Origin of the sequence: Stenotrophomonas maltophilia group sp. RY12688 (assembly GCF_052149045.1) — a bacterium.
Lineage (GTDB): Bacteria > Pseudomonadota > Gammaproteobacteria > Xanthomonadales > Xanthomonadaceae > Stenotrophomonas > Stenotrophomonas sepilia.
The window spans coordinates 2,181,897-2,206,969 of record NZ_CP197389.1 but is presented as its reverse complement, the minus strand read 5'-3'; the positions used below and the strand labels follow the sequence as shown (position 1 = coordinate 2,206,969).

Sequence of the window (25,073 nt, the reverse complement as noted above, 5' to 3'; positions counted from 1 at the left end):
CGTGCTGTTCGGTTTGGAATGCGGGCCACGCCCGTGCGTGCCCCTGGGAGGGGGCGGTACATCCATTCGATCGTATGTCAGAGGGGACTTTCATGAGCACTTGCAGTTTCCGCGGCACCCTGGCCCCGAGGTCCGGTTCATGAGCCGCGCATTGGCGAAGTTCCGGTCCCGGGCCATGTTCACCTTCGTGGGTGGCGCCCTGGTCATCAATCCTGCCTTTGCGCAGGACGCAGCACCGGCGACCGGGCAGCAGCCGCAGAGCCAGTCGCAGCCCACCCAGCTCGATGCAGTGCAGGTCACGGGCATACGCAACAGCCTGAGCCAGGCCATGGACATCAAGCGCGACTCGGCGGGCGTGGTCGACGCGATCAGCGCTGAGGACATCGGCAAGTTCCCCGATACCAATCTTGCCGAGTCGTTGCAGCGCATCACCGGCATCTCCATCGAGCGCCGTGACGGCGAGGGTGCGCAGGTGACCGCGCGTGGCTTCGGCCCCCAGTTCAACATGGTCACGCTCAACGGTCGGCAGATGCCGGGTGCCGATGCATTCGGTGCCTCTGGACAGGTCGCCATCGGCGGTGTCGACGGCGGCACCCGCGCCTTCAACTTCGCGCAGCTGGCCGCCGAGGCCATCAATGGTATCGAGGTCTACAAGACCAGCCAGGCACAGGTGCCCAGCGGTGGCATCGGTGCGACGATCAACATCCTGACCTCGCGCCCGCTCGATCACGCCGGCATCGTGGCCAACGCCGGGGCGAAGCTGGTGTCCGACCAGAGCCAGCCGTTCGACAATGACCTGACACCGGAGCTGTCGGGCATCTTCAGCTACAGCAATCCGGAAAAGACCTTTGGCGTCAGCCTCAGCGCGAGCCAGCAGAAGCGCAAGGGTGGCTCGGTGCAGGCCACGGAGAACTACTGGAACGTGCAGCCGTGGACAGGGTCGATGCCGGGCAATCCGACCGTGGTCAATGCCCCGGCCGTCGGCCAGCTTTACGCGCGGCCCAACGACCTGCGCTACGCGTTCTCCGAATTCGAGCGCGAACGCGTCAACGGCCAGGCCGTGCTGCAGTTCGCACCGACGGACAGCCTGACCCTGACCGTGGATTACACCTACTCGACCAACGAGATCACCGAGAATCGCGGCGAGCAGGGCATGTGGTTGCAGAACAGCAACTACACCAACGTCGAGTTCGACACCAGTGGCGCCGTCGCGACGCCGGTATACATCCGTGAAATCGCCGGCACCAAGGATTTCGGCCTGGAACAGCAGCGCAGCATGCAGGAATACAAGCTGGGTTCGCTGGGTTTCAATGCCGTCTGGAATGTCAGCGACCGCTTCAAGCTCAGTTTCGATGCGCACAACTCGAAGAACGAGAGCCGCCCGAATGACCCGCTCACCGGCGGTGGTTCGATCTTCATGAGCATCGCCGGCACCAACAACTGCACCCGTGGCCCGCATTGCGGTGGCTCCTGGGTGCAGGAGTTGAACTTCAACAATGGCCTGCCGGTTGGCACCCAGGTCTGGTATCCCAGCACCGCCGATGCGCTCGCCGGGACCAATGGCGTGGTCAATCCGGGCTTCCAGGAAGGCGAGGTCGGCACGCAGGTGCTGCGCGTCAACGCGCAGACCCAGATCAGCGAGATCAAGCAGGCGCGCGTCGATGGCGAATGGAACTTCGACCACGGGCGCTTCCAGTTCGGCGTGGACACCAACAAGTCCACCACCCACCGCATCCAGGCCGCCGAGGCCTACTCGACCCTGGGCGACTGGGGCGTGGCCAACGTGGACCGGGATACCGCCGCAGGCCTGATGGACCTGCTGCAGCCGGTCAGCATCGTCGGCCTGTTCGACGACTACAGTGCCAACAGCTGGCCCGCCTGGCGCGGCAATGCCGGGCAGCTCGCGCAATGGGCATCGCGCGAGTACGGCGTCGGCCTGGGTGTGAACCCGCAACGCGCGGCCGACAACTTCGTGGAAGAGAAGACCAAGGCGGCGTACTTCCAGGTGGAGCTGGACGGGGAGCTGGGTGGCATGCGCACCAACACCCGCCTGGGCGTGCGCTATGAAACCACTGACGTGGTGTCGACCTCGGTCATTGCCGTCCCCGAGTCCATCGAGTGGCAGGCCAACAACGATTTCCGCATCGTGCTGTCCGATGAGCAGCAGCCCTTCACGGAGAAGGCGCGCTACAGCTACATCCTGCCCAACCTTGATTTCAGCATCGACCTCACCGAGGAGCTGAAGGGCCGCGTTTCGTTCGGCAAAAGCATCGCCCGCGCGCCGTATGGCAATCTCTATGCAGGACCCGGGGCCCAGCAGCCGTTCGGCTCGGTGCTGATCGATCCCTCGTCGCGCGCCAGCGGAAATTCGCAGAACCCGAGCCTGAAGCCGTTGGAATCGGACAACCTCGACCTGGGGCTGGAGTGGTACTTCGCCGACGCCAGCTATGTGTCATTGACCTACTGGAACAAGTCGGTCAGCAACTTCATCGGCAACACCGTCGTGCAGGAAAGCCTGTACGGCCTCACCGACCCGACCTCCGGGCCGGATGCGCGGGCGGCGTTGGACTTCCTGACCAGCGGCGCCTGCGTCGCCCAGGTCGGGCCGGCCAATGCGGCCGCCTGCTCGGCCAACGACACCTCGCTGTTCACCGCGCTGGCATTGCTGCGCAACAATCCTGCCGGCCTCGGCGCCTACAACGGCACTGATGCGCAGGTGCTGGCCACCGAAGCGGCCTACGATCTGTATGGGCAGCCCAACGATCCGCTGTACCAGTTCAACGTCAATCGCCCGATCAACCAGAACAAATCCAAGCTGCATGGCTGGGAGCTGGGCGGCCAGTACTTCTTCGGTGACACCGGCTTCGGCGTGCTGGCCAACTACACGGTGGTCAAAGGTGATGTCGGCTACAACAATGGCGGTGACCCGGGCATCGACCAGTTCTCGCTCACCGGCCTGAGCGACACCGCCAACGCCATGCTGATGTACGAGAAGTACGGGTGGTCGGTACGCCTGGCATGGAACTGGCGCGACCAGTACCTGATCCTGGCCAACCAGGGCTCCAGCCGCAATCCGTACTATGTGGAGCCGTACGAGCAGTGGGATCTCAGCGTCAACTATGCGCTGGATGACCACTGGTCCTTCAGCCTGGAGGCGATCAACCTGACCGGCGAGGATGTGCGGTGGCGCTCGCGCACCTCGCAGATGATCGTCAAGCTGGCAGACCAGAGCCCGCGCTACATGCTGGGCGTCCGCTACAAGTTCTGAGCCTGGTTGCCGATGCGTCCGGCATGGCACCACTGCCCGCCAGCGGTGCCGTGCCGGGACGGTGTCGCCGCACCTGTCGCGCCTGCGCTACGCTGCCGGCCAGCCACCCCGCACTGGACTGGATACCCTGATGGCCCGCTACGAAATGCTCAACAACATCGCGCATCGGGACCTGAGGGTCGCCACCGGATTCGGGCCGCAGTTCGGCGATGCCGTGGGCATGGTGCCGGCCTATCCCAGCGAGTTCGCCGAACTGCAGCGTGAGTATCCGATCTTCCTGCGCAGGGATACCGGGACGAAGGCGTGGCAGTCCGTGGCCCTGCTGGGTTTCGAACAACACGAGAACCTGTTCCTGCAGGACGGGCGCTGGAATGCTTCCTACCTGCCAGGCGCGGCGGCCAAAGGGCCGTTCCTGATCGGCTTCCAGGAGCACTACGTGGATGGCGTGCTCACCCAGGATTCGGTGATGCACGTGGACCTGGACCATCCGCGCGTCACCGACGGCGCCGGTGAGCCGGTGTTCCTGCCGCAGGGCGGCAACACGCCCTACCTGGACCACATCGCCGGCGTTCTGCGCGGCATCCACGAGGGCAGTGCCTTCGCGGCCAGTATGTTCACGATGCTCGACGACTGCGGGCTCATCCAGCCGGTCACGCTCGATGTGCAGCTCGCGCCGCACCACCGGGTGAGCGTGAGCGGATTGCACGGCATCGACCGCGAGCGCCTGGCTGCGCTGGACAGTCCACGCCTGGCTGCGTTGAACCGCGCCGGTTACCTGGAGGGTGCGTACCTGATGCTTGCCTCGCTGCATAACATGCGCCACCTGATCGCCGAGAAGCAGCGCCGTCTCCGCGTCCAGGACGGCACCGCGCAGGCGGCCAGGAACTGACCGGTGCAGGCCACCCTGCCGATGCGGATGCTGGAAGGCATCGATCCTGCCGCCTTGCCACTGGCTGACCTGGTGGAGGCCGGTGAGCCGGTCGTACTGCGTGGCATCGCCACCGATTGGCCACTGGTCCAGGCCGGGCTGGGCGGGGTGCAGGATGCAATGGCGTACCTGTGCAGCGTCGATGCGGGTGCACCCATCCAGTACTCGTTCGGCGGCGCCGAGATCGGGGGGCGCCCGTTCTACAGCACGGACTTCACCCGGTTGAACTTCGAAGTGCGGCGCGGCGTGCTGGCCCAGGTGCTGGAAGAGATCGCCATGACGCTGCATGCACCGCAACCGCCCACTTACTACGTGGCCTCGCTGCCGATTGCGCGGGCACTGCTGCCGGCATTCGCGCAGGCCAACGACGCCGGTCTGGCGAAGCAGGGCATCGACGCCACCGCCAGCATCTGGATCGGCAACCGGGTGACGGCCTCGTGCCATTTCGACACACCCGACAACCTCGCCTGCTGCGCGGTGGGGCGGCGCGAGTTCACCCTGTTCCCGCCCGCCCAGATCGACAACCTCTATCCGGGCCCGCTCGATCCCACGCCGGGCGGACAGGTGGTCAGCGTGGTGGACTTCGAACAGCCAGACTTCGATCGGCATCCACGTTTCCGCGAGGCGCTGGCGCAGGCGCGCAGTGCGGTGCTTGGGCCCGGCGATGCGATCTTCATTCCCAGCATGTGGTGGCACCATGTACGCAGCCTGGAACCGTTCAACGTGCTGGTGAACTACTGGTGGCGAAGCTCGCCGGCCTGGCTGGGATCCGCGCTGGCGGCGCTGCACCACGCGATGTGGGCCGTGCGTGATCTGCCGGCGCGCGAAAAGCAGGCCTGGGAAGGGCTCTTTCGCTACTACGCATTCGGCCCTGGCGAGCGCGCGGGGCAGCACCTGCCTGACGCGGCGCGCGGGGATCTGGCACCGTTTGACGAGCAGCGCGCCCGCCGCATGCGCGCGATGCTGCTGGGCAGGCTCAACCGTTGAGAGAGGGGCACCATGTTGGATACCCAGAGCACGCCCTCAGGGCGCATCCGCAAGGTGGTCATTGCCGGTGGCGGTACGGCGGGTTGGCTGGCCGGCTGCGCGCTTGCGCACCAGTTCCGTGACCAGCTGCAGATCACGCTGGTCGAGTCCGAGCAGATCGGCACGGTCGGTGTCGGTGAGTCCACTGTGCCGCCGATCCGCACCTTCCACCGCTTCCTGCAGATCGACGAGCAGGAGTTCCTGCGCGCGGTGGCCGGCACCTTCAAGCTGTCGATCTCGTTCGAGAACTGGCGCCTGCCGGGCGATCGCTTCTTCCATCCGTTCGGCACCATCGGCCATGGCACCTGGGCGGCCCCCTTCCATCACTTCTGGCTGGACAGCCTGCGCCGCGGCATGCCCTCGGACCTGGGCGACTTCTGCCTCGAGAGCATCGCCTCGCGTGGCGACCGCTTCTCGCTGCACACCCAGCCGCAGGCCAGTTATGCGTATCACTTCGATGCCGGGCTGTATGCGCGGTTCCTGCGCGGCAGGGCCGAGGCCCACGGCCTGCGCCGGATCGAAGGCCGGATCGCCCAGGTCAGGCAGCACGCGCACGACGGGTCGGTGCGGGCGCTGGTGCTGGACGACGGCCAGGTGATCGAGGGCGATCTGTTCATCGACTGCACCGGCTTCCGCGGCCTGCTGATCGAGCAGGCACTGGGCACCGGCTACGAGGACTGGCGCGAATGGCTGCCGTGCGACCGGGCCGTGGCAGTGCAGACCGAAGCGGTGGCGCCCCCGGTGCCCTATACCCGGGCGATCGCCCACGAGGCGGGGTGGCGCTGGCACATCGCGCTGCAGCACCGCGTTGGCTGCGGGCTGGTGTATGACAGCCGCCATCTGTCCGATGACGAGGCCGCCGCGAAACTGGTGCGCGATGCCGGGGCTCCACCCTTGCGCGATCCATGGAAGGTGCCGTTCCGCAGTGGACGCCGGCTGAAGGCCTGGAACAGGAACGTGGTGTCGCTCGGGCTGGCCAGCGGCTTCATCGAACCGCTGGAGTCGACCAGCATCCATCTGACGATCAGCGCGGTAGTGCGCCTGATCCAGCTGTTCCCGTTCGACGGCATCAGTGCGTCGCTGGTGCAGCTGTACAACGATGTCAGCCGCCAGGAAATGGAGCACGTGCGCGACTTCATCATCCTGCACTACCACGCCACGCAGCGCAGCGAACCGATGTGGAAGGCCTGTCGCGAGATGCGCGTGCCCGAGTCCCTGCAGCAGCGGCTGCAGGCGTGGCGCGAGCGTGCGCATGCGTGGCAGGACCCCGGCGAGCTGTTCCGCGTCGAATCCTGGACCAGCGTGCTGCTCGGGCAGGGCATCGCGCCCGGTCCTGCGCACCCGCTGGCGCAGGCCGTGAGTGATGTCGATCTGCGCACCTTGTTGAAGGGCATCCAACGGCCTGTGCAGCAGGCCGCCGCGCAGATGCCGGCGCAGGCGGAGTTCATCGCGCAGTACTGCAGGTCCGGCGTGGACGTGTGGCGTTCGACGGCAGCAAGCGCGTAGCAGGGTTTTGCGTTGCAGCACGCTTTTTCCGCGGCAGCTGGTTACAGTGCGGCAACACCGCTGGCGATGACGCGCGCGGTGGCAACGAGGGGGCCGGACACCACGCCCCCTTTTTGAGTCCACGGAATGTTAGCGCTACCTTTTTGTTGATCGGAGGCGGTTTCGATGGGTCTGGTTGCAGGGATCGATGCAGGGACGCAGAGCCTGAAGGTGCTGGTCTATGACCCGCGGAAGCAGGCGGTGGTGGCCTCGGCCGGCGCGCCGCTCGCGCTGGACAGCGGTGCCGACGGCAGCCGCGAACAGGCGCCGGCCGACTGGGTGTCGGCCCTGCGCGACTGCTTTGCCCGGATCGATCTCTCGCTGCGCGCACGCATCGTCGCGCTGGCGGTATCGGGGCAGCAGCATGGGTTCGTGCCGGTCGATGATGCTGGCGAGGTACTGGCGCCGGCCAAGCTGTGGTGCGACACCAGCACCTCGGCCGAATGCATCCAGATCATGGACGCCGTGGGTGGGTTCCAACGGACCATCGCGCTGGCGGGCAATCCGATCCTGGCCGGCTACACGGCCTCCAAGCTGCCCTGGACCCGGACCCACCGTGCCGACGCCTATGCGCGGCTGGCGACCATCCTGCTGCCACACGACTACCTGAATTTCGTGTTGACCGGGCAGCGGTTCTGCGAGCTTGGCGATGCGTCCGGCACCGGCTGGCTGGACGTGCGCACACGCACATGGTCGCAGGAACTGCTGCGCGCAACCGATCCTGATCGTGATCTTGCTGCCTGCCTGCCGCCGATCGCTGCGCCCGATGCCCTGTTCGATATCGCGCCGAAGGCAGCCGCCGAGTTCGGGCTGCCGGCGGCCGTGAAGATTGCCGTGGGTGGCGGCGACAACATGATGGCGGCAATCGGCACCGGCTGCGTCACGGAAGGACGGCTGGCGATGAGCCTGGGAACCTCCGGAACGCTGTTTGCGTATTCCGGCTCGCCGGTGATCGATCCGGACGGCGCGTGGGCGGCGTTCTGCTCGTCCACGGGGGGCTGGCTGCCGCTGATCTGCACCATGAACTGCACCGTGGCCACCGAACGCGTGGCCAGCGCCTTCGGTTTCAGCAGCCGCGACGGTGACGCGCATCTTCGCGCAACGCCGCCGGGGGCAGGGGGCCTGGTGATGCTGCCGTTCCTCAATGGCGAACGTACCCCTGACCTGCCGCTGGGCAAGGGCGTGCTGGCTGGCCTGGACATTGCCAATTTCACCCCGGCGCATGTGTACCGCGCCGCCATGGAGGGCGCGACCTACAGCCTGAAGTACGGCTACGACGCCTTCGTCCGCGCGGGCATGCAGTTCGATCGCATCGTGCTCACCGGCGGTGGCAGCAACAGCGCTGCCTGGCGTCAGCTGGTGGCTGATGTGTTCGGCCTGCCGGTGGACGTCCCGGTGCAGGCCGAAGGTGCGGCGTTTGGTGCGGCACTGCAGGCGCTGTGGGCGCTCGCCCGGGCGCAGGGAGACGCCACCTCGATCAGCGACATCACCGCGCGCCACGTCACCGTCGATCCCGCGCTGTCCGCACGGCCGGATCCGGCCCGCAGCGATGCCTATGCACGGGCCTACGCACGCTTCCTCAGTCATCTCGATGCCATCACGCCGCTGCAGCGCGGCTGATGACTCCTCCACGACACCCCGTACAACGACAGGAGCACGCACCATGAGCACGCAGCCCTTCATCGGCGCCAAGGAATACTTCCCCGGCGTCGGCCGCATTCCGTTCGAGGGCAAGGGCTCGGACAATCCGCTTGCCTTCAAGGTCTACGATGCCAACCGGGTCATCGGTGGCAAGACCATGCAGGAGCATCTGCGCTTCGCCGTGTGCTACTGGCACACCTTCTGCAATGCCGGGCACGATCCGTTCGGCCCGGGCACCCGGCAGTTCCCGTGGGAGGCCGCCTCGCCACTGGCCACGGCCGAAGCAAAGGTGGACGCGGCGTTCGAGTTCTTCACCAAGCTGGGGGTGCCGTACTGGTGCTTCCACGATATCGACCTGGCGCCGGATGCCGACGACATCGCCCAGTACCAGAAAAACCTCTCGCATATGGTGGGCCTGGCCAAGGCGCGCCAGGAGGCCACCGGCGTCAAGCTGCTGTGGGGCACGGCCAACCTGTTCTCGCACCCGCGCTACATGAACGGCGCATCGACCAATCCCGACTTCGCGGTGGTCGCGCGTGCAGCCGTACAGGTCAAGGCCGCCCTGGAGGCCACGGTCGAACTCGGTGGCGAGCACTATGTGTTCTGGGGCGGGCGCGAAGGCTATGCGTCGCTGGCCAATACCCAGATGAAGCGGGAGATCGAGCATTTCGCACGTTTCCTCACCATGGCACGCGACTATGGCCGCAGCATCGGGCTGAAGGGCAACTTCCTGATCGAGCCCAAGCCGATGGAGCCGATGAAGCACCAGTACGACTTCGACAGTGCCACGGTGGTGGGCTTCCTGAAGGAACACGGGCTGGACAAGGACTTCAAGCTCAACATCGAGGCCAACCACGCCACGTTGTCCGGCCATACCTTCGAGCACGACCTGCAGGTCGCGTCCGATCATGGCCTGCTCGGCAGCATCGATGCCAACCGCGGCAACGCACAGAACGGCTGGGACACCGACCAGTTCCCCAGCGATCTGTACGACACCGTGGGCGCAATGCTGGTCGTGCTGCGCCAGGGCGGGCTGGAGGGCGGGTTGAACTTCGATGCGAAGGTGCGCCGTGAGTCGACCGACCTGGAGGATCTGTTCATTGCCCATATCGGCGGCATGGATGCGTTCGCACGCGGGCTGGAGGTTGCCCATGCACTGCTGACCGAGTCGCCGTGGGAGCAATGGCGTGCGCAGCGCTACGCAAGCTTCGATTCCGGCGCCGGCCAGGATTTCGAGCGTGGCACGCTCAGCCTGCCGGACCTTGCGGCACTGGCCGCCCGCCTCGGCGAACCGCGCCAGGCCAGCGGCAAGCAGGAGCGTTACGAAAACCTGCTCAACCAGTACCTGCTGCGCTGAGCGCGGCCACGGTGCACTCAAGGGGATGGGGATGAACCAGGCAGCAGGCAGCGGTGAGAACACGCGGCTGATCGTACTGATCAGCGTGGTGGCGACGATTGGCGGTTTTCTGTTCGGCTTCGACAGCGGCGTGATCAACGGTACCCAGGATGGCCTGCACCAGGCGTTCCGGTCCGGTGAATGGATGCAGGGGTTCGAGATCGCGTCGATGCTGCTGGGCTGTGCGGTGGGCGCGTTCAGTGCAGGCCGGCTGGCCGATCGCCTGGGCCGCCGCAACGTGCTGATCCTGTCGGCAGTGATGTTCCTGCTGTCGGCACTCGGTGCCGGGGCGGCGGTCTCGTCGGCCTGGTTCATTGCCGCGCGGGTGGTGGGTGGATTCGCGGTCGGCGCGGCCAGCGTGATCTCGCCGGCCTACATTGCGGAGGTCGCTCCGGCCCGTTACCGCGGACGCCTGGCTACCGTGCAGCAGATCGCGATCATCACCGGCCTCACCGCCGCGTTCCTGTCCAACTACCTGCTGGCGGCCGCAGCGGGCGCGTCGACCGAACCGCTGTGGGGCGGGCAGGCCGCCTGGCGCTGGATGTTCTGGATGCAGGCCGCGCCATCACTGGTGTTCCTGCTGCTGTTGCTGACCATTCCGGAGAGCCCGCGCTACCTGGTGGTGAAACGACGCAAGGACGACGCCCTGCGGGTACTGACCCGGCTGCTGGGCAGCGACAAGGCCAGGGCCACGCTCGAGGAGATCGATGCCTCGCTGTCCAACGACCATCATCGCCCGCGACTGTCGGACCTGAAGAGCACGCTGACCGGGCGGATCCGCCCGATCGTGTGGGTCGGCGTCGGGCTGGCCTGCTTCCAGCAGCTGGTCGGCATCAACGTGGTGTTCTATTACGGCGCCGTGCTGTGGCAGGCGGTCGGCTTTTCCGAGAACGACGCACTGCTGATCAACGTGCTGTCCGGCGCACTGAGCATCGGCGCCTGCGTGGTCACCGTGCTGCTGATTGACCGGATCGGCCGCAAGCCCCTGCTGTGGTTCGGCTCGGCCGGGATGTCGCTGTCGCTTGCACTGGTGGTGGTGGCGTTTGCCAGCGGTTCGCTGGCCGACGGGCATCTGCAGCTGCCCGGCCGCATGGGCACGCTGGCGCTGGTGGCGGCCAATGCCTACGTCGTGTTCTTCAATCTGTCCTGGGGGCCGGTGATGTGGGTGATGCTGGGCGAGATGTTCCCGAACCAGATCCGGGGTTCGGCACTGGCGGTCGCCGGCGCGGCGCAGTGGACCTCCAACTTCGTGGTCACGGTGACGTTCCCGATGCTGCTGGCCGCGGCAGGGCTGGCAGCCACCTACGGCATCTACCTGGCCGCTGCCGTGATCTCGGTGATCTTCGTCGTCCGGCATGTGCACGAGACCAAGGGCAAGGAACTGGAGCAGATGGAAGGATGAGCGCCATGACATCGCAGACCTTCGTAAACCGCAGCGGCGCGCTGGTCGCCGCACTGATGCTGGGATTGCTCGGCTGCCGCGGCCAGGACCGGGCTGCCGCCGCCGCAGCCAACGACAACGATCCCTGGCCGGAGGTCACCTGGCCGCTGGCTGCGGACCCGGCACTGGAGAAGCGCATCACCGACCTGATGGCCGGCATGACGGTGGAGGACAAGGTCGGCCAGCTGGTGCAGGGTGACATCGCCAGCGTCACCCCCGACGATGTGCGCCGCTACCGGCTCGGCTCGATCCTGGCCGGTGGCAACTCCGATCCCGGTGGCCGCTATGACGCGTCGCCGGCCGAATGGCTGGCGCTGGCCGACGCCTTCTACGACGCCTCGATGGACACTTCGAAAGGCGGCAAGGCCATTCCGCTGCTGTTCGGCATCGATGCCGTGCACGGGCAGAGCAACATCATTGGCGCCACGTTGTTCCCGCACAACATCGGGCTGGGCGCCACGCGCAATCCGGGGCTGCTGCGGCAGATCGGTGGCATCACCGCGCTGGAGACCCGCGTCACCGGCATGGAATGGACGTTCGCGCCGACCGTTGCCGTACCCCAGGATGATCGCTGGGGACGCACCTACGAAGGCTACTCCGAATCGCCGGACGTGGTGGCCAGCTATGCCGCCGCCATGGTGGAGGGATTGCAGGGCAGGGTGGGAACGCCGGAGTTCCTCGATGGCCGCCATGTGATCGCCTCGGTGAAGCACTTCCTGGGCGATGGGGGCACCACTGACGGCAAGGACCAGGGCGACACCCGCATCAGCGAGTCAGATCTGGTGCGCATCCACGCCGCCGGATATCCGCCGGCAATCGCCGCCGGCGCGCAGACCGCGATGGCGTCGTTCAACAGTGTCAACGGCGAAAAGATGCATGGGCACCGGCATTACCTCACCGATGTGCTCAAGGGCCGCATGAACTTCGGTGGCTTCGTGGTGGGTGACTGGAATGGTCATGGACAGGTCAAGGGCTGCACCACCACAGACTGCCCGGCCACGATCAACGCGGGCCTGGACATGGCGATGGCCTCGGACAGCTGGAAAGGGTTCTACGAGACGACGCTGGCTGCGGTGAAGGATGGGCGGATCACGCCGCAACGCCTGGACGATGCGGTGCGCCGGATCCTGCGGGTCAAGTTCCGCCTTGGGCTGTTCGAGGCCGGCAGGCCATCCACGCGGGCCGTCGGCGGGCAGTTCGCACTGATCGGCGCGCCGGCCCATCGCGCGGTTGCCCGGCAGGCCGTGCGCGAGTCGCTGGTCCTGCTGAAGAACCAGAACGGCCTCCTGCCGCTGTCGCCGAAGCAGCGGATCCTCGTGGCCGGCGACGGTGCCGACGATGTCGGCAAGCAGGCCGGCGGCTGGACGCTCAACTGGCAGGGCACCGGCACCACCCGCAAGGACTTCCCCAATGCGGACACGATCTACGAGGGCATCGCGCGCCAGGCCAGCGCGGCGGGTGGTGAAGCCGTGCTTGCCGTCGACGGACGCTATGCAGTGAAGCCCGACGTGGCGGTGGTGGTGTTTGGCGAAGACCCCTATGCCGAGTTCCAGGGAGACCGGCCGACGCTGGCCTACAAGCCCGGCAACGAAACGGACCTGGCGCTGCTCAAGCGGCTCAAGGCCGAAGGCATACCGGTTGTTGCGGTTTTCCTGAGCGGGCGACCGCTCTGGGTGAACCGGGAAATCAATGCCGCCGATGCCTTCGTGGCTGCATGGCTGCCGGGCTCGGAAGGCGCCGGCATTGCCGATGTGCTGCTGCGCGGAAGCGATGGCCGCGTGCAGCACGATTTCAAGGGCAAGCTCAGTTTCAGCTGGCCGCGCACTGCCACCCAGTACGCCAACAACGTGGGCCAGAAGGACTACGATCCGTTGTTTGCGTTCGGCTTCGGTCTGACCTACGCCGACAACGGCGACCTGGCCGCGCTGCCGGAAGCATCGGGCGTGACCGGCAACGAGGGCGCGACCGGCGTGTTCTTCGCGCGCGGTGATGCAGGTCCCGGCATGGCGCTGCGCCTTGAGCAGGCCGCAGGCCAGGGCCTGACCGTGACCCGCGTGCCGGATGCATTGCCCGATGATCGGCTGAAGATCACCGGCGTGGATCATCTGGCGCAGGAGGATGGGCGACGCCTGGCCTGGTCGGGCAAGGGCGAGGCCGTCGCTGCACTGCAGTCGCACACGGCGCTGGACCTGCAGCGCGAATCCAACGGCGACCTGATGCTGCTGACCACGCTACGGGTGGACGCAGCCCCGAAGGGTGAGGCGTGGCTGTCGGTGGGCTGCAGTGCGGGCTGCTCGGCGCGCGTCGCCATCGGGCCGGCGTTGGCGGCGCTTCCACAGGGCCAGTGGAAGCGTGTCGGCGTGCCGCTGAAGTGCCTGGCCAGGGCGGGTGCAAGGATGGACGCGATCGACCGACCGTGGTCGGTGGTGACGGGCGATGCGATGACGATCTCCGTGTCACGCGTCGCGCTGGGTGCGCTGAACGAAGCCGAGGTCACCCTCGGATGCGGAGCATGATGCCTGCGCTACCGCCGCCGGGGCGGCGCGGCGACCGAATCGCGTGCGATCAGCCGATGCGGCATCACATGATCGCGCAGCACCGTTGCGTCCGCCGCCGGACGGCGGATGGTGCGCAGCAGGATGTCGACGGCCGCGTTGGCCATCGAGGCGATGGGCTGGTGGATCGTGGTCAGTTCCGGCCACACGGTGGTGGCGGCCGAGGTGTCATCGAAACCCACGACCGACAGGTCGCGCGGCACTTCCAGCCCGCGCCGGTGCGCGACGGAGATGGCGGCAGCGCCCATGTCGTCGTTGCTGGCGAAAATCGCGGTCGGTGGGCGGCGTTGGGACAACAGCTTTTCGGCGGCAGCCAAGCCGGACCGGTAGGTGTAGTCACCGTGCTGGACCAAGCCAGGCTCCACCGCCAGCCCGGCCTCGCGCAGGGCGGTGACGAAGCCGTCGTAGCGGAGCGCACTTGCGCTCAGGTCATCGCGCCCACGGATGAAACCGATGCGGGTGTGTCCCTGCCGAAGCAGGTGATCGGTCATTTCCTTGCCGGCACTGAAATCGTCGATGCGGACGCAGGACAGGGCCTCGCTCAGGCGCCCCGATGCGATGGCCACGACCGGAATGCCTGCCTTGACCAGTTCGCTTACGGCGGCCTGCGATTCGCACAGGGGTGGCGGCAGGATCACCCCGTCGACGCGTCCGGCGAGCGCACGCGCCGCCTTGCGTTCGGATTCGGCATCCAGGTTGTCCCAGTAGTCGATGACCAGCTGGATGGCGGAACTGGAGGCGACGCGCAGCAGGCCCACCAGCAGTTCGCGCAGGTAGGCGCCGCTGGGGTTGGTGTAGATCAGCGCAATGCGCGTGTGCTGTGCGGCGGCCAGCGAACTGGCGGCAAGATTGGGTGTATAGCCGAGCTCACGCACGGCGCGCAGCACGCGCTCGCGGGTGACGTCGCGCACCTTGCCCTGGTTGATCACCCGCGACACGGTCATCGGCGAAACGCCGGCAAGGGCCGCAACCTCGTCGATCGTCACGCCTGCGGTTCTGCGGCGAACCGATTTCTTCGGCTTGTCCAATGCACGATCCCTTTGTTCTTGGTGGCGCTGCCGCGCGGGTGCGAAGGACGATGATGCGCTGCCCCGGGCCCGAACGTAGTTTACAAAGGCGCATGTTAACGCCGTTGTTGCGTGCTGTCGGCACGCGCCTGTGCGCCGTGCTCGCACTGCTGGCCTGTGCTGGCGGGGCAGGGGCGGAGGATGGCTACAGGCTGTGGATGCGCTACCAGCCGGTTGCCACAACGGTCGCTGCCGTCTACCGGCGGCAGCTGGCCGAAGTGGTGGCCCCGGATGGCACGCCGATGCAGCGCGCCACCCGCGACGAGCTTGCGCGGGGCCTTTCTGGATTGCTGGAAACGGCCCCGCCAATGCGAACGGCAATCACTACTGACCATGCCCTGGTGCTGGGTACGCCGCAGTCTTCGGCGCTGGTTGCCGCGTTCGGCAACGAGATCGCCACGTTGGGCGACGAGGGCTTCCTGATCCGGCAGGTCCGGACCGGGGGGCGCGATGTGCTGCTGGTGGCGGCACGCCGGGATGTCGGCGTGCTGTATGGCATGTTCCACCTGCTGCGCCTGTTGCAGCGTGGCATGCCGCTGCAGGGCCTGGACGTGCGGGAGTCGCCGCGGGTCGCACTGCGCGTGCTCGACCATTGGGACAACCTGGACCGCTACGTCGAGCGTGGCTATGCGGGCAGGTCGCTATGGGACTGGCAGACGTTGCCGCAATGGCGTGACCCGCGCTACACCGACTACGCCCGTGCCAACGCTTCGCTCGGCATCAACGGCACCGTCCTCAACAACGTCAACGCCAGTGCGCTGAGCCTGTCGCCGGGCTATCTGGCCAAGGCCGCCGCGCTGGCTGACCTGTTCCGCCCCTATGGCATCCGCGTCTACCTGAGCGCACGCTTCAGTGCGCCCATCGAGCTCGGCGGCCTGGCGACGGCTGACCCGATGGATCCCGACGTGCGGCGCTGGTGGCGCGACAAGGTCGATGAGATCCATGCGCGCATTCCGGATTTCGGCGGTTTCCTGGTCAAGGCGAACTCGGAGGGGCAACCCGGCCCGCAGGATTACGGTCGTTCCCATGCCGACGGCGCCAACCTGCTGGCCGACGCGCTGGCGCCCTACAACGGCGTGGTGATGTGGCGGGCCTTCGTGTATTCGCACGAGGTCCCCGAGGATCGTGCCAAGCAGGCGTACAGCGAGTTTGTCGGGCTGGACGGCGCCTTCCGGCCCAACGTGATCGTGCAGGTGAAGAACGGCCCCATCGACTTCCAGCCGCGCGAGCCGTTCCATCCGCTGTTCGGCGCGATGCCACGCACGCCGCTGATGATGGAACTGCAGATCACCAAGGAATACCTGGGTTTTGCGACGCATCTGGTCTACCTGGGAACGCTCTACGAGGAAGTGCTGCAGGCCGACACGCATGCCCGCGGCGAAGGCTCCACGGTTGCCCGCGTGGTCGATGGTTCGCTGGAGGGCCACGCACTGACCGGTATCGCCGGCGTCGCCAACATCGGCATGGACCGTACCTGGAGTGGCTCGCACTTCGACCAGGCCAACTGGTACGCCTTCGGCCGACTGGCATGGAACCCGCAGCAATCCGCGCGCGCGATTGCCGAAGACTGGGCAGCGCTGACGTTCTCGCCCGACCCGCAGGTGACCGGCCCGATCGTGCGGATGATGATGGACTCGCGCGAGGCGGTGGTGGATTACATGACGCCGCTGGGCCTGCATCACCTCATGGCACGCGGCCATCACTACGGCCCCGGCCCCTGGGTGGACGGCGGCCCGCGTGCGGACTGGACGTCGGTCTACTACCACCGAGCCGATAGCAAGGGCATCGGCTTTGACCGCAGCGCCAGCGGAAGCAACGCCGTGGGCCAGTACGCCCCGCAGGTCGCCGAGGTCTATGGCGACCCCGAGCGGGTGCCCGAGTCGCTGCTGCTGTGGTTCCATCATGTGCCGTGGGACCGCCGCATGCGCTCGGGCAGGACGCTCTGGGATGAGCTGGTCGGGCGCTATTCGCGCGGCGTGCGCCAGGTGCTGTCGATGCAGGCGACTTGGGCCGGCCTGCGCGACCGGATCGATCCGCAGCGGCATCGGCACGTCGCGGCGTTCCTGCAGATCCAGCACGACGAAGCGCAATGGTGGCGTGACGCCAGCGTGGCGTACTTCCAGTCGCTCAGTGGCCGCCCGCTGCCCGCGGGCGAACAGCCACCGCCGCATCCGTTGTCGTACTACCAGGCCTTGCAGTTTCCGTCCGCACCGGGGGATGGCCGATGAGCAGGTTCGGAGCGGTCGGGTGTGCGCTGTTGATGATGGCTGTGGCAGTGGTGGCGATGCCGGCCGCGGCGCGGGAAACGACGGGATTGCTGCATCCGCTGTTCAGCGATCACGCCGTCCTGCAGCGTGACCGGCCCATTGTGGTCTGGGGGCACGCAGGCCCTGGGCAGCCGGTTTCCGTGACGTTTGCCGGGCAGGCGGTAAGCACCCGGGCGGACGCCGCAGGCCGCTGGCAGGCGACGCTGTACCCGGTCGCCGCTGGCGGTCCCTACACGCTGGAGGTAAACGCCGGAACGCATCGGGAGATGGCGCGCGACGTGCTGGTCGGCGACGTGTGGCTGTGCTCGGGCCAGTCGAACATGGAGTTGCCGGTGTGGCGCTCGCTCAACGCAGCCAGCGAGATCGCCGCAGCCACGATGCCACGGATCCGGCTGTTCACCGTGCCGCAGCACGCCGCCGTGCAGGCACGGGAGAGCTTCAACGGCAGCACTGCCTGGACATCGGCAACGCCTGATACGGTGCGCGATTTCTCCGCCACCTGCTTCTACTTCGCGCGCGAACTGCAGCGCACGGTCGACGTGCCGATGGGGCTGATCGAGGCAGCGTGGGGTGGCTCGCGGATCGAGGCCTGGACCAGCGTTGGTGCGCTGCGCGGGCAGGGCGGCCTGGATGAGGCCCTCGATATCCTCGCGCGGTCTGCGCGTGATCCGCTGGAGGCACGCGCAGCCTGGGGCCGCTACTGGCAGCACTGGTGGGCCACACGCGACGGCACGCTGCCCGGCGACGCCCCATGGCGCGCGGATGCCGATGACCGAGGATGGTCGCGCGCACCGGCCACACTGGGCGCATGGGAGCGTTGGAACGAGCCCGCGCTTGCCGACTACAACGGCATGGTCTGGTATCGCACGCAGGTGATGCTGAGCGCTGAACAGGCTGCACGCGGCGCGACCCTGGAGCTGGCATCGGCCGACGAGGTGGACGTGACCTGGGTGAACGGGGTCGCCGTCGGCAGCCAGTACGGCGCCGGCAAGAGGCGCTACCCGTTGCCACGTGGCCTGCTGAAGGCAGGATCCAACGTCATTGCGGTCAACGTGCTGGACACCTACGGCGAAGGCGGCCTGGCCGGCCCCGCCACGGCATACGGCCTGCAGTTCGACGACGGTGAGCGGGTGGCACTGCAGGGTCCGTGGAAGTACCGGGTGGCGCCAGGCCAGCAGGCGCCGCCATTTGCCCCCTGGCAGGCCGCCACCGGGTTGTCGACGCTGTACAACGGAATGATCGCACCGCTCGGCGCTTTTGGGCTGCGCGGCATGCTGTGGTACCAGGGTGAATCGAACACCGGTGATGGCGCGGCGTACGCGGCGCGGTTGCGTGCGCTGCGCGACGATTGGCGGCGTCAGTTCGGTGCGCGCACGCCACTGCTGCTCGCGCAGCTGGCCAGCTATGGCCAGGCACCGGTTTCGCCCGCCGATAGCGGTTGGGCGCAGGTGCGCGAGGCGCAGCGGCGCGTCGCCGCCGAGGATGCGCAGAGCGGGCTCGCCATCGCCATCGACATCGGCGATGCCTACGACATCCACCCGCCGAACAAGCAGGAGCTCGGGCGCCGCTTGGCGCGCGTGGCCCGCCACGTGGTGTACGGCGAGCAGGATCTGGCACCGTCAGGTCCGCGGGCGGTCACGGCCGTGCGGACGCCCACGGCCGTGGCCATTGCGTTCGAGGATGTCGAAGGCGCGCTCACCGCAAGCGGTTCGCTGCGTCCGATCGGCTTTGAACTGTGCGAGGCCAAGGGCCATGCGCGCCACTGCGAGTACGCCGACGCCGAACTGGATGCGCGCCGGATCCTGCTGCGCGGCCCGCTGTCCACGCGTGCAACGCATGTGCGCTACTGCTGGGCCGATGGCCCGGTGTGCACGCTGCGCGACCGCAGCGGGGCGCCGGCCGGCCCGTTCGAACTTCCCATTGCCGAAGCCGAGGCCCGACGATGATGACGTTGTCCAAGCAGTCCCCTCTGGCCCGCGACAGGGCCGGCCTGAGGTCGATGGCGCGCCACCTGCTGGGGGCGTTGTTCCTGCTGTCGGCCGCAACCACCCGGGCCAGCGCGCCGCCGGATGCTCCCCCGGTGTACTTCGACTGGTTCGAGTACCGCGGCAATGACCAGGCGTTTGAAGTGCCGCTGCCGGCCGGCCACTACCGCAATCCTGTCCTGGCCGGCTTCCATGCCGATCCCAGCGTCGTGCGCGCGAACGGCCGGTTCTACCTGGTCAATTCCAGCTTCACCTACTTCCCGGGCATTCCGGTGTTCGAGAGTGCTGACCTGGTGCACTGGAAGCAGATCGGCAATGTGATTGACCGCCCCACGCAGCTGGATTTCGACGGGCTGAGCGTCTCGCGCGGCATCTTTGCCCCCACAATCGAGTACCACGACGGGGTCTTCTACGTGGTGACCACGGCCACCGACAGCGGCGGCAACTTCATTGCCACTGCGCGCGACCCGGCCGGGCCGTGGTCCGATCCGCACTGGCTGCCCGGCATCGATGGCATCGATCCATCACTGTTTTTCGACGACGACGGCAAGGTGTACCTGATCAACAACGATGCACCGCCCGGTCCGCCGCGCTACGACGGGCACCGCGCCATCTGGATGCAGCAGATCGATCTGGCGGCATTCAAGCCGGTCGGGCCACGCCGGGTGCTGGTTGATGGAGGCGTGGAGCCAGCGAAGAATCCGATCTGGATCGAGGGACCGCACATCTACAAGCGGGAGGGCTGGTATTACCTGTCCGACGCTGAAGGGGGTACCGGGCCGCAGCATTCGCAGGTGGTGCTGCGCAGCCGCACGGTGTGGGGACCCTACGTTGCCTATGCGGGCAATCCGATCCTGACCCAGCGCGAGCTGCCGGACGACCGTCCGCTTCCGATCACCAATGCCGGCCACGCCGACCTGGTCGAAGGCCCGGATGGCTCGTGGTGGGCGGTGTTCCTGGCCAGCCGCAACTATCAGAAGCGCCACTACAACACCGGGCGCGAGACCTACCTGTTGCCGGTGCGCTGGCAGGATGGCTGGCCGCAGATCCTGCCGGCCGACCAGGCCATTCCCTACGTGGCCAAGGCGCCGTCATGGATGCAGGGCGAGGCATCGCAGGCCCCGTCGACCGGCAATTTCGTGGTGCGCGACAATTTTGATGGCCCAGCGCTCGATCGCCAGTGGCTGCGCGTGCGCGTGCCCAGGCATGCCTGGGCTGACCTGCACAAGCGCCCCGGGATGCTGGCCGTGCACCCGCTTGCCGAGGATCTGGACACGTTGCGCAATCCGGCATTTCTTGGCCGGCGCCAGCAGCACCTGCGCTTTGAGGCGAGCACCGCGATGACCCCGCCAGCCCCCGGTGTCGCCGCCGGTCTGGCGGCGTTCCAGAGCGAGGCGTACTGGTACTTCCTCGGCGTTCGTGACCTTGGCGGGGGGCGCCTCTCGCTCTTCCTCGAAGCGCGTGACGGGGGTGGCAGCACGCGGACGCTGGCCAGCCATGACGTGCCGGCGTCTGCAGCGCTGCGCCTGAAGATTGCCGGCAACGAGGGCGACTACGCGTTCTCGTTCGACACCGGCGACGGGCAGGGCTGGCAACTGCTCGCAGGCGACGTGGACGGCACCGTTCTGAGTACGGACCGGGCAGGCGGCTTCGTGGGCGCACTGCTGGGTCCCTTCGCGCGCGACGAGCGCACCGGGAGAAGCAAATGAGACTGTCGATTTCGTCCAGGGCCCGCCGCCGTACGTGGCGTGGACGGGCCACCGTGTTCGTCCTGAGCTGCGTGGCGGCCGCCGCATCCGCGGCCGCGCCACGGCCCTGGCTGGATGTCTCGGCAAGCTTCGAGCAACGGGCCGCCGCACTCGTCGCGCAGATGACCCTGGAAGAGAAGGCCGCGCAGATGCAGAATGCCGCGCCGGCAATCGAACGGCTGGGTGTGCCCGCCTACGACTGGTGGAATGAGGGGTTGCATGGCGTGGCACGGGCAGGGCAGGCCACGGTGTTTCCGCAGGCAATCGGCCTGGCCGCGACCTTCGATGTACCGTTGATGGGGCAGGTGGCCACGACCATCAGCGACGAGGCCCGCGCAAAGCACCACCAGTTCCTCCGCGAAGGCGCGCATGGCCGTTACCAGGGCCTGACCTTCTGGTCGCCGAACGTCAACATCTTCCGCGACCCGCGCTGGGGTCGCGGACAGGAGACCTACGGCGAGGATCCCTACCTCACCGCGCGCATGGGCGTGGCCTTCGTACGCGGCCTGCAGGGCGACGACCCCGTCTACCGCAAGCTGGACGCCACCGCCAAGCACCTGGCCGTGCACAGCGGACCGGAGGCCGACCGCCATCACTTCGATGCACGCCCCAGCCGGCGCGACCTCTACGACACCTACCTGCCGGCGTTCGAGGCGCTGGTGAAGGAAGGCGAAGTGGATGCGGTCATGGGCGCCTACAACCGCGTGTACGGCGAGTCCGCCAGCGCCAGCCGCTTCCTGCTGCGTGATCTGCTGCGACGCGACTGGGGCTTCAAGGGCTACGTGGTCTCGGACTGCTGGGCCATCGTCGACATCTGGAAGCACCACCGTATCGTCGGCACGCGCGAAGCCGCCGCGGCGCTGGCGGTCAGGAACGGCACGGAGCTGGAATGCGGCCAGGAGTACGCAACGCTGCCTGCGGCAGTGCGCCAGGGGCTGATCAGCGAAGCGGAGATCGACGATGCGGTGACCCGCCTGTTCACCGCACGGATGCGCCTGGGCATGTTCGATCCGCCGGAGCGGGTGCGCTGGGCGCGCATTCCGGCCTCGGTGAACCAGGCGCCGGCCCATGATGCGCTTGCCCTGAAGGCAGCGCAGGCCTCGCTGGTGCTGCTGAAGAACAATGGCATCCTGCCGCTGTCGCGCGACACCAGGCGCATTGCCGTGGTTGGACCCACCGCCGACGACACCATGGCGCTGCTCGGCAACTACTTCGGCACACCGGCCGCGCCGGTCACGATCCTGCAGGGCATACGCGAGGCGGCCAAGGGCGCTGAGGTGCGGTATGCGCGTGGCGTGGACCTGGTGGAAGGGCGCGACGATCCCGGTGCAACGCCGTTGATCGAGCCGACCTTCCTGCGGCCCTCGGCGGACTCGCCCGAGCGCGGCCTGCGCGGCGAGTACTTCCGCACGCCCGACCTGTCTGGCACTCCGGCCCTGGTGCGTACCGACGCGCAGATCGGCTTCCGCTGGGACCGGGGCTCGCCGACCGACAACCTGCTGGCACGCGGCGAAGCGGCACCGGGGCAGGGGATTCCCAACGACCGCTTCAGCATCCGCTGGAGCGGCCAACTGCTGCCCCGCGTGTCCGGTCGCTACCGGCTGGAGGTGGCCGGCGATGATGGTTACCGCCTGTACCTTGACGGCAAGCGTGTGATCGATCACTGGGTGAACACGGATCGCCTGCATGCCGAGGGTGTCGAACTCGATCTGCAGGCGGGGCGTGCCTATGACCTGAAGCTGGAATACTACGACGACCAGCGCGATGCCGGCGTGCGCCTGGGCTGGCGCATGCCCGGCGCCAAGGCGCCGTTCGATGAAGCGCTCGATGCCGCACGCGATGCCGACGTGGTGGTGTTCGTCGGTGGCCTTACCGGCGATGTCGAAGGCGAGGAGATGACGGTCAACTATCCGGGCTTTGCCGGTGGCGACCGCACCGACCTGCGGTTGCCCGCGCCGCAGCGCACCCTGCTGGAGGCCCTGCACGCTACCGGCAAGCCGGTGGTGATGGTACTCACCGGCGGCTCGGCCATCGCGGTGGACTGGGCGCAGGCGCATCTGCCGGCGATCCTGATGAGCTGGTACCCCGGGCAGCGCGGCGGCACCGCCGTCGGCCAGGCGCTGTTCGGCGATGTCAATCCCGCTGGCCGTTTGCCGGTCACGTTCTACCAGGCCGGCGAAGCAATGCCGGCATTCGAAGACTACGCCATGGAGGGCCGCACCTACCGCTACTTCCGCGGTACGCCGCTGTATCCGTTCGGTCACGGTCTGTCGTATACGCGATTCGACTATGGAACGCTTCGCCTCGATGCAGACAGCCTCCGCGCCGATGGCCGCCTGGGCGTGGCGGTGGATGTGGCCAACGCAGGCACGCGCAGCGGTGACGAAGTGGTACAGCTGTACGTGCGGCGCGAACACGCCGGTGGCGGTGATGCCGTGCAGGAACTGCGCGGCTTCCAGCGGGTCCATCTGGCTCCGGGCGAACGCCGCACGGTGACGTTCACCCTGGAGGCAGCGCAGGCCCTGCGCCACTATGACGAAGCGCGTGCGGCGTACGCGGTGCAGCCCGGTGCCTACGAGGTCAGGGTAGGGGCGTCCAGTGCCGATATTCGTGCGCAGGGCAGGTTCACCGTGGTGCCCGCGCATGGCTGATCGCCCTCGTTGGCATCGATTCCCCTTCGACCAGATCCCTTTTCCAGGACGTCCGCTGCATGGCAAGCACTGAACACGCGCTGTCGGTTCGCGAGAAGCTCGGCTACAGCCTGGGCGATCTCGCTGCCAACCTGATCTTCCAGACCCTGATCACCTACCTGGCATTCTTCTACACCGACGTCTACCGCCTGCCGGCGGCGACCGCGGCCACGATCATCTTTGTGGTCGGCCTGCTGGGCGCGTTCGTGTTCACGCCGTTGATCGGCATCGCGGCCGACCGAACGTCCACCCGTTGGGGCCGCTTCCGCCCGTGGATCCTGTGGACGGCCATCCCCTTTGGCGTACTGTCCCTGCTGGCGTTCAGCACCCCGGACCTGGGCGAGCGCGGAAAGGTGATCTATGCACTGGGCACCTACGCGCTGCTGGTCTGTGTTTACGCCGCGAACAACCTGCCGTACTCGGCGCTGAGCGGCGTGCTGACCGGCAGCATGGCCCAGCGCAACAGCCTTTCGGCTTACCGCTTCGTGGCCGTGATGATCGCGCAGTTCATCATCCAGGTGCTGCTGATGCCGCTGGTGCTGATTCTGGGTGACGGCGACCGGGTGCGCGGCTTCGAACAGGTCATGACCGCCTTCGCACTGATCGGAACAGTGTTCTTCCTGATCACCTTCGCCACCACCCGCGAACGCATCGTACCGACGCGCGAGCAGACCGGCGGCATAGTGCAGGACCTGTCGGACCTGCTGCACAACCGCCCGTGGCAGGTGATGCTGGCGCTGACCGTGCTGGTGTTCATCAACCTGGCGTTGAAAGGCGGCACCTACATCTATTACTTCCAGTACTACATGAGCGAAGCGGCGCTGGCCAGCTTCCTGGAAAACTCAGGCTTCAATGGCCTGATCAGTGCATTGAATGGCGCCCTCGCCAGCGCCGGTTTCGCGGCGTTCACCTGGCCGAAGGACGCGGCCACCTCGGCGTTCAGCCTGTTCAACGCGTGCGGCATCCTCTGCATGATCGTGGGTATTGGTGCATCACGGCGGCTGGCGGATCGCTTCGGCAAGCGCGATGTCTTCGGTGGCGCCTTGTTTGTTTCGACCCTGTTCCTGCTGGCCTTCTACCTGTTCCCACCCACGGCGGTGGCGGTGGCGTTCGCAGCCTTCATGCTGCATGGCTTCTGCTATGGCATCACCATCCCGCTGCTGTGGGCGATGATCGCCGACGTCGCGGACTACTCCGAGTGGAAGAATCATCGCCGGGCCACTGCGATCATCTTCTCGGCGATGCTGTGCGGCCTGAAGATCGGCCTCAGCGTGGGTGGCGCACTGGTCGCCGCGATCCTTGCCCACTACGGCTACCAGGCAGGCCTGGTGCAGCAGCCTGAGGCCGTGGTGCAGGGCATCCGCCTGACCGTAAGCGTCTATTGCTCCCTTCCGTTCCTGCTCGCCGTGGCGCTGCTGTTCTTCTACCGGATCGACAAGCGCGCGGAAACGCGCATCGAGCAGGATCTCCACCTGCGTCGCCGTTCCGCCGACGCCTCCGCGTAACGCCAAGATGA

The 25,073-nt window shown here is 67.2% G+C and carries 14 protein-coding genes; 13 read left to right on the top strand and 1 reads right to left on the bottom strand.

What is annotated here, in order from left to right; all coding sequences use genetic code 11:
- The first annotated feature begins 139 nt into the window (after positions 1-139).
- The 8 genes from ACS0OT_RS10395 to ACS0OT_RS10360 all read left to right on the top strand — a co-directional run bounded on the left by ACS0OT_RS10395 (position 140) and on the right by ACS0OT_RS10360 (position 13,761).
- The gene (locus tag ACS0OT_RS10395) at positions 140-3,268 is read left to right on the top strand and encodes a TonB-dependent receptor (RefSeq protein WP_069138494.1); all 3,129 of its coding nucleotides are present in this window, start codon (positions 140-142) and stop codon (positions 3,266-3,268) included.
- Positions 3,269-3,398: 130 nt separating this feature from the next.
- Complete coding sequence (locus ACS0OT_RS10390) at positions 3,399-4,157, top strand: SapC family protein (protein WP_139727123.1); 759 nt, start codon at positions 3,399-3,401, stop codon at positions 4,155-4,157.
- Positions 4,158-4,160: 3 nt separating this feature from the next.
- On the top strand, positions 4,161-5,183 hold the full coding sequence (locus ACS0OT_RS10385; RefSeq protein WP_081275824.1) for a cupin-like domain-containing protein: 1,023 nt from the start codon (positions 4,161-4,163) through the stop codon (positions 5,181-5,183).
- A 12-nt stretch (positions 5,184-5,195) separates the two neighbouring features.
- Positions 5,196-6,728, top strand: coding sequence for a tryptophan halogenase family protein (locus tag ACS0OT_RS10380; protein WP_329889422.1), 1,533 nt, complete (start codon positions 5,196-5,198; stop codon positions 6,726-6,728).
- Positions 6,729-6,893: 165 nt separating this feature from the next.
- Positions 6,894-8,387 carry a xylulokinase gene (gene xylB, locus ACS0OT_RS10375; protein WP_329953182.1) on the top strand — a complete coding sequence of 498 codons (1,494 nt, stop codon included), beginning with the start codon at positions 6,894-6,896 and terminating at the stop codon, positions 8,385-8,387.
- Positions 8,388-8,430: 43 nt separating this feature from the next.
- The gene (gene xylA, locus ACS0OT_RS10370; RefSeq protein ID WP_065196308.1) at positions 8,431-9,765 is read left to right on the top strand and encodes a xylose isomerase; all 1,335 of its coding nucleotides are present in this window, start codon (positions 8,431-8,433) and stop codon (positions 9,763-9,765) included.
- Between the two features lie 31 nt (positions 9,766-9,796).
- Entirely contained in the window at positions 9,797-11,206 is a 1,410-nt protein-coding gene (locus tag ACS0OT_RS10365; protein WP_005416600.1) for a sugar porter family MFS transporter, read from the top strand.
- Entirely contained in the window at positions 11,203-13,761 is a 2,559-nt protein-coding gene (locus ACS0OT_RS10360) for a glycoside hydrolase family 3 protein (protein WP_164093091.1), read from the top strand. Before ACS0OT_RS10365 ends, ACS0OT_RS10360 begins: the two co-directional genes overlap by 4 nt.
- Positions 13,762-13,769: 8 nt before the next feature.
- Here the strand turns inward: ACS0OT_RS10360 and ACS0OT_RS10355 are convergent, their stop codons facing one another.
- Positions 13,770-14,828 (bottom strand): LacI family DNA-binding transcriptional regulator, encoded by a 1,059-nt coding sequence (locus ACS0OT_RS10355; protein ID WP_032954175.1) that lies wholly within the window; start codon positions 14,826-14,828, stop codon positions 13,770-13,772.
- A 92-nt stretch (positions 14,829-14,920) separates the two neighbouring features.
- On the opposite strand from ACS0OT_RS10355, the gene ACS0OT_RS10350 reads away from it, so the two are divergent.
- The 5 genes from ACS0OT_RS10350 (at position 14,921) to ACS0OT_RS10330 (ending at position 25,062) form a co-directional block, all read left to right on the top strand.
- Positions 14,921-17,095: an alpha-glucuronidase family glycosyl hydrolase gene (locus tag ACS0OT_RS10350; protein WP_442255790.1), complete on the top strand. Its 2,175-nt coding sequence runs from the start codon at positions 14,921-14,923 to the stop codon at positions 17,093-17,095.
- Complete coding sequence (locus ACS0OT_RS10345; protein WP_442255789.1) at positions 17,092-19,080, top strand: sialate O-acetylesterase; 1,989 nt, start codon at positions 17,092-17,094, stop codon at positions 19,078-19,080. The genes ACS0OT_RS10350 and ACS0OT_RS10345 overlap by 4 nt, the downstream gene beginning before the upstream one ends.
- Positions 19,081-19,133: 53 nt before the next feature.
- Entirely contained in the window at positions 19,134-20,828 is a 1,695-nt protein-coding gene (locus ACS0OT_RS10340) for a glycoside hydrolase family 43 protein (protein WP_442256432.1), read from the top strand.
- A 62-nt stretch (positions 20,829-20,890) separates the two neighbouring features.
- On the top strand, positions 20,891-23,518 hold the full coding sequence (locus tag ACS0OT_RS10335; protein WP_442256430.1) for a glycoside hydrolase family 3 C-terminal domain-containing protein: 2,628 nt from the start codon (positions 20,891-20,893) through the stop codon (positions 23,516-23,518).
- Positions 23,519-23,577: 59 nt separating this feature from the next.
- On the top strand, positions 23,578-25,062 hold the full coding sequence (locus ACS0OT_RS10330) for an MFS transporter (protein WP_065196305.1): 1,485 nt from the start codon (positions 23,578-23,580) through the stop codon (positions 25,060-25,062).
- Positions 25,063-25,073: the final 11 nt, after the last annotated feature.

What these genes read in the sequence shown, in the direction of transcription:
- ACS0OT_RS10395 (WP_069138494.1), top strand. Translation starts at nt 140, where the DNA reads ATGAGCCGCGCATTGGCGAAGTTCCGGTCCCGGGCCATGTTCACCTTC.
- ACS0OT_RS10390 (WP_139727123.1), top strand. Translation starts at nt 3,399, where the DNA reads ATGGCCCGCTACGAAATGCTCAACAACATCGCGCATCGGGACCTGAGG.
- ACS0OT_RS10380 (WP_329889422.1), top strand. Translation starts at nt 5,196, where the DNA reads ATGTTGGATACCCAGAGCACGCCCTCAGGGCGCATCCGCAAGGTGGTC.
- xylB (WP_329953182.1), top strand. Translation starts at nt 6,894, where the DNA reads ATGGGTCTGGTTGCAGGGATCGATGCAGGGACGCAGAGCCTGAAGGTG.
- xylA (WP_065196308.1), top strand. Translation starts at nt 8,431, where the DNA reads ATGAGCACGCAGCCCTTCATCGGCGCCAAGGAATACTTCCCCGGCGTC.
- ACS0OT_RS10365 (WP_005416600.1), top strand. Translation starts at nt 9,797, where the DNA reads ATGAACCAGGCAGCAGGCAGCGGTGAGAACACGCGGCTGATCGTACTG.
- ACS0OT_RS10360 (WP_164093091.1), top strand. Translation starts at nt 11,203, where the DNA reads ATGAGCGCCATGACATCGCAGACCTTCGTAAACCGCAGCGGCGCGCTG.
- ACS0OT_RS10350 (WP_442255790.1), top strand. Translation starts at nt 14,921, where the DNA reads ATGTTAACGCCGTTGTTGCGTGCTGTCGGCACGCGCCTGTGCGCCGTG.
- ACS0OT_RS10345 (WP_442255789.1), top strand. Translation starts at nt 17,092, where the DNA reads ATGAGCAGGTTCGGAGCGGTCGGGTGTGCGCTGTTGATGATGGCTGTG.
- ACS0OT_RS10340 (WP_442256432.1), top strand. Translation starts at nt 19,134, where the DNA reads ATGGCGCGCCACCTGCTGGGGGCGTTGTTCCTGCTGTCGGCCGCAACC.
- ACS0OT_RS10330 (WP_065196305.1), top strand. Translation starts at nt 23,578, where the DNA reads ATGGCAAGCACTGAACACGCGCTGTCGGTTCGCGAGAAGCTCGGCTAC.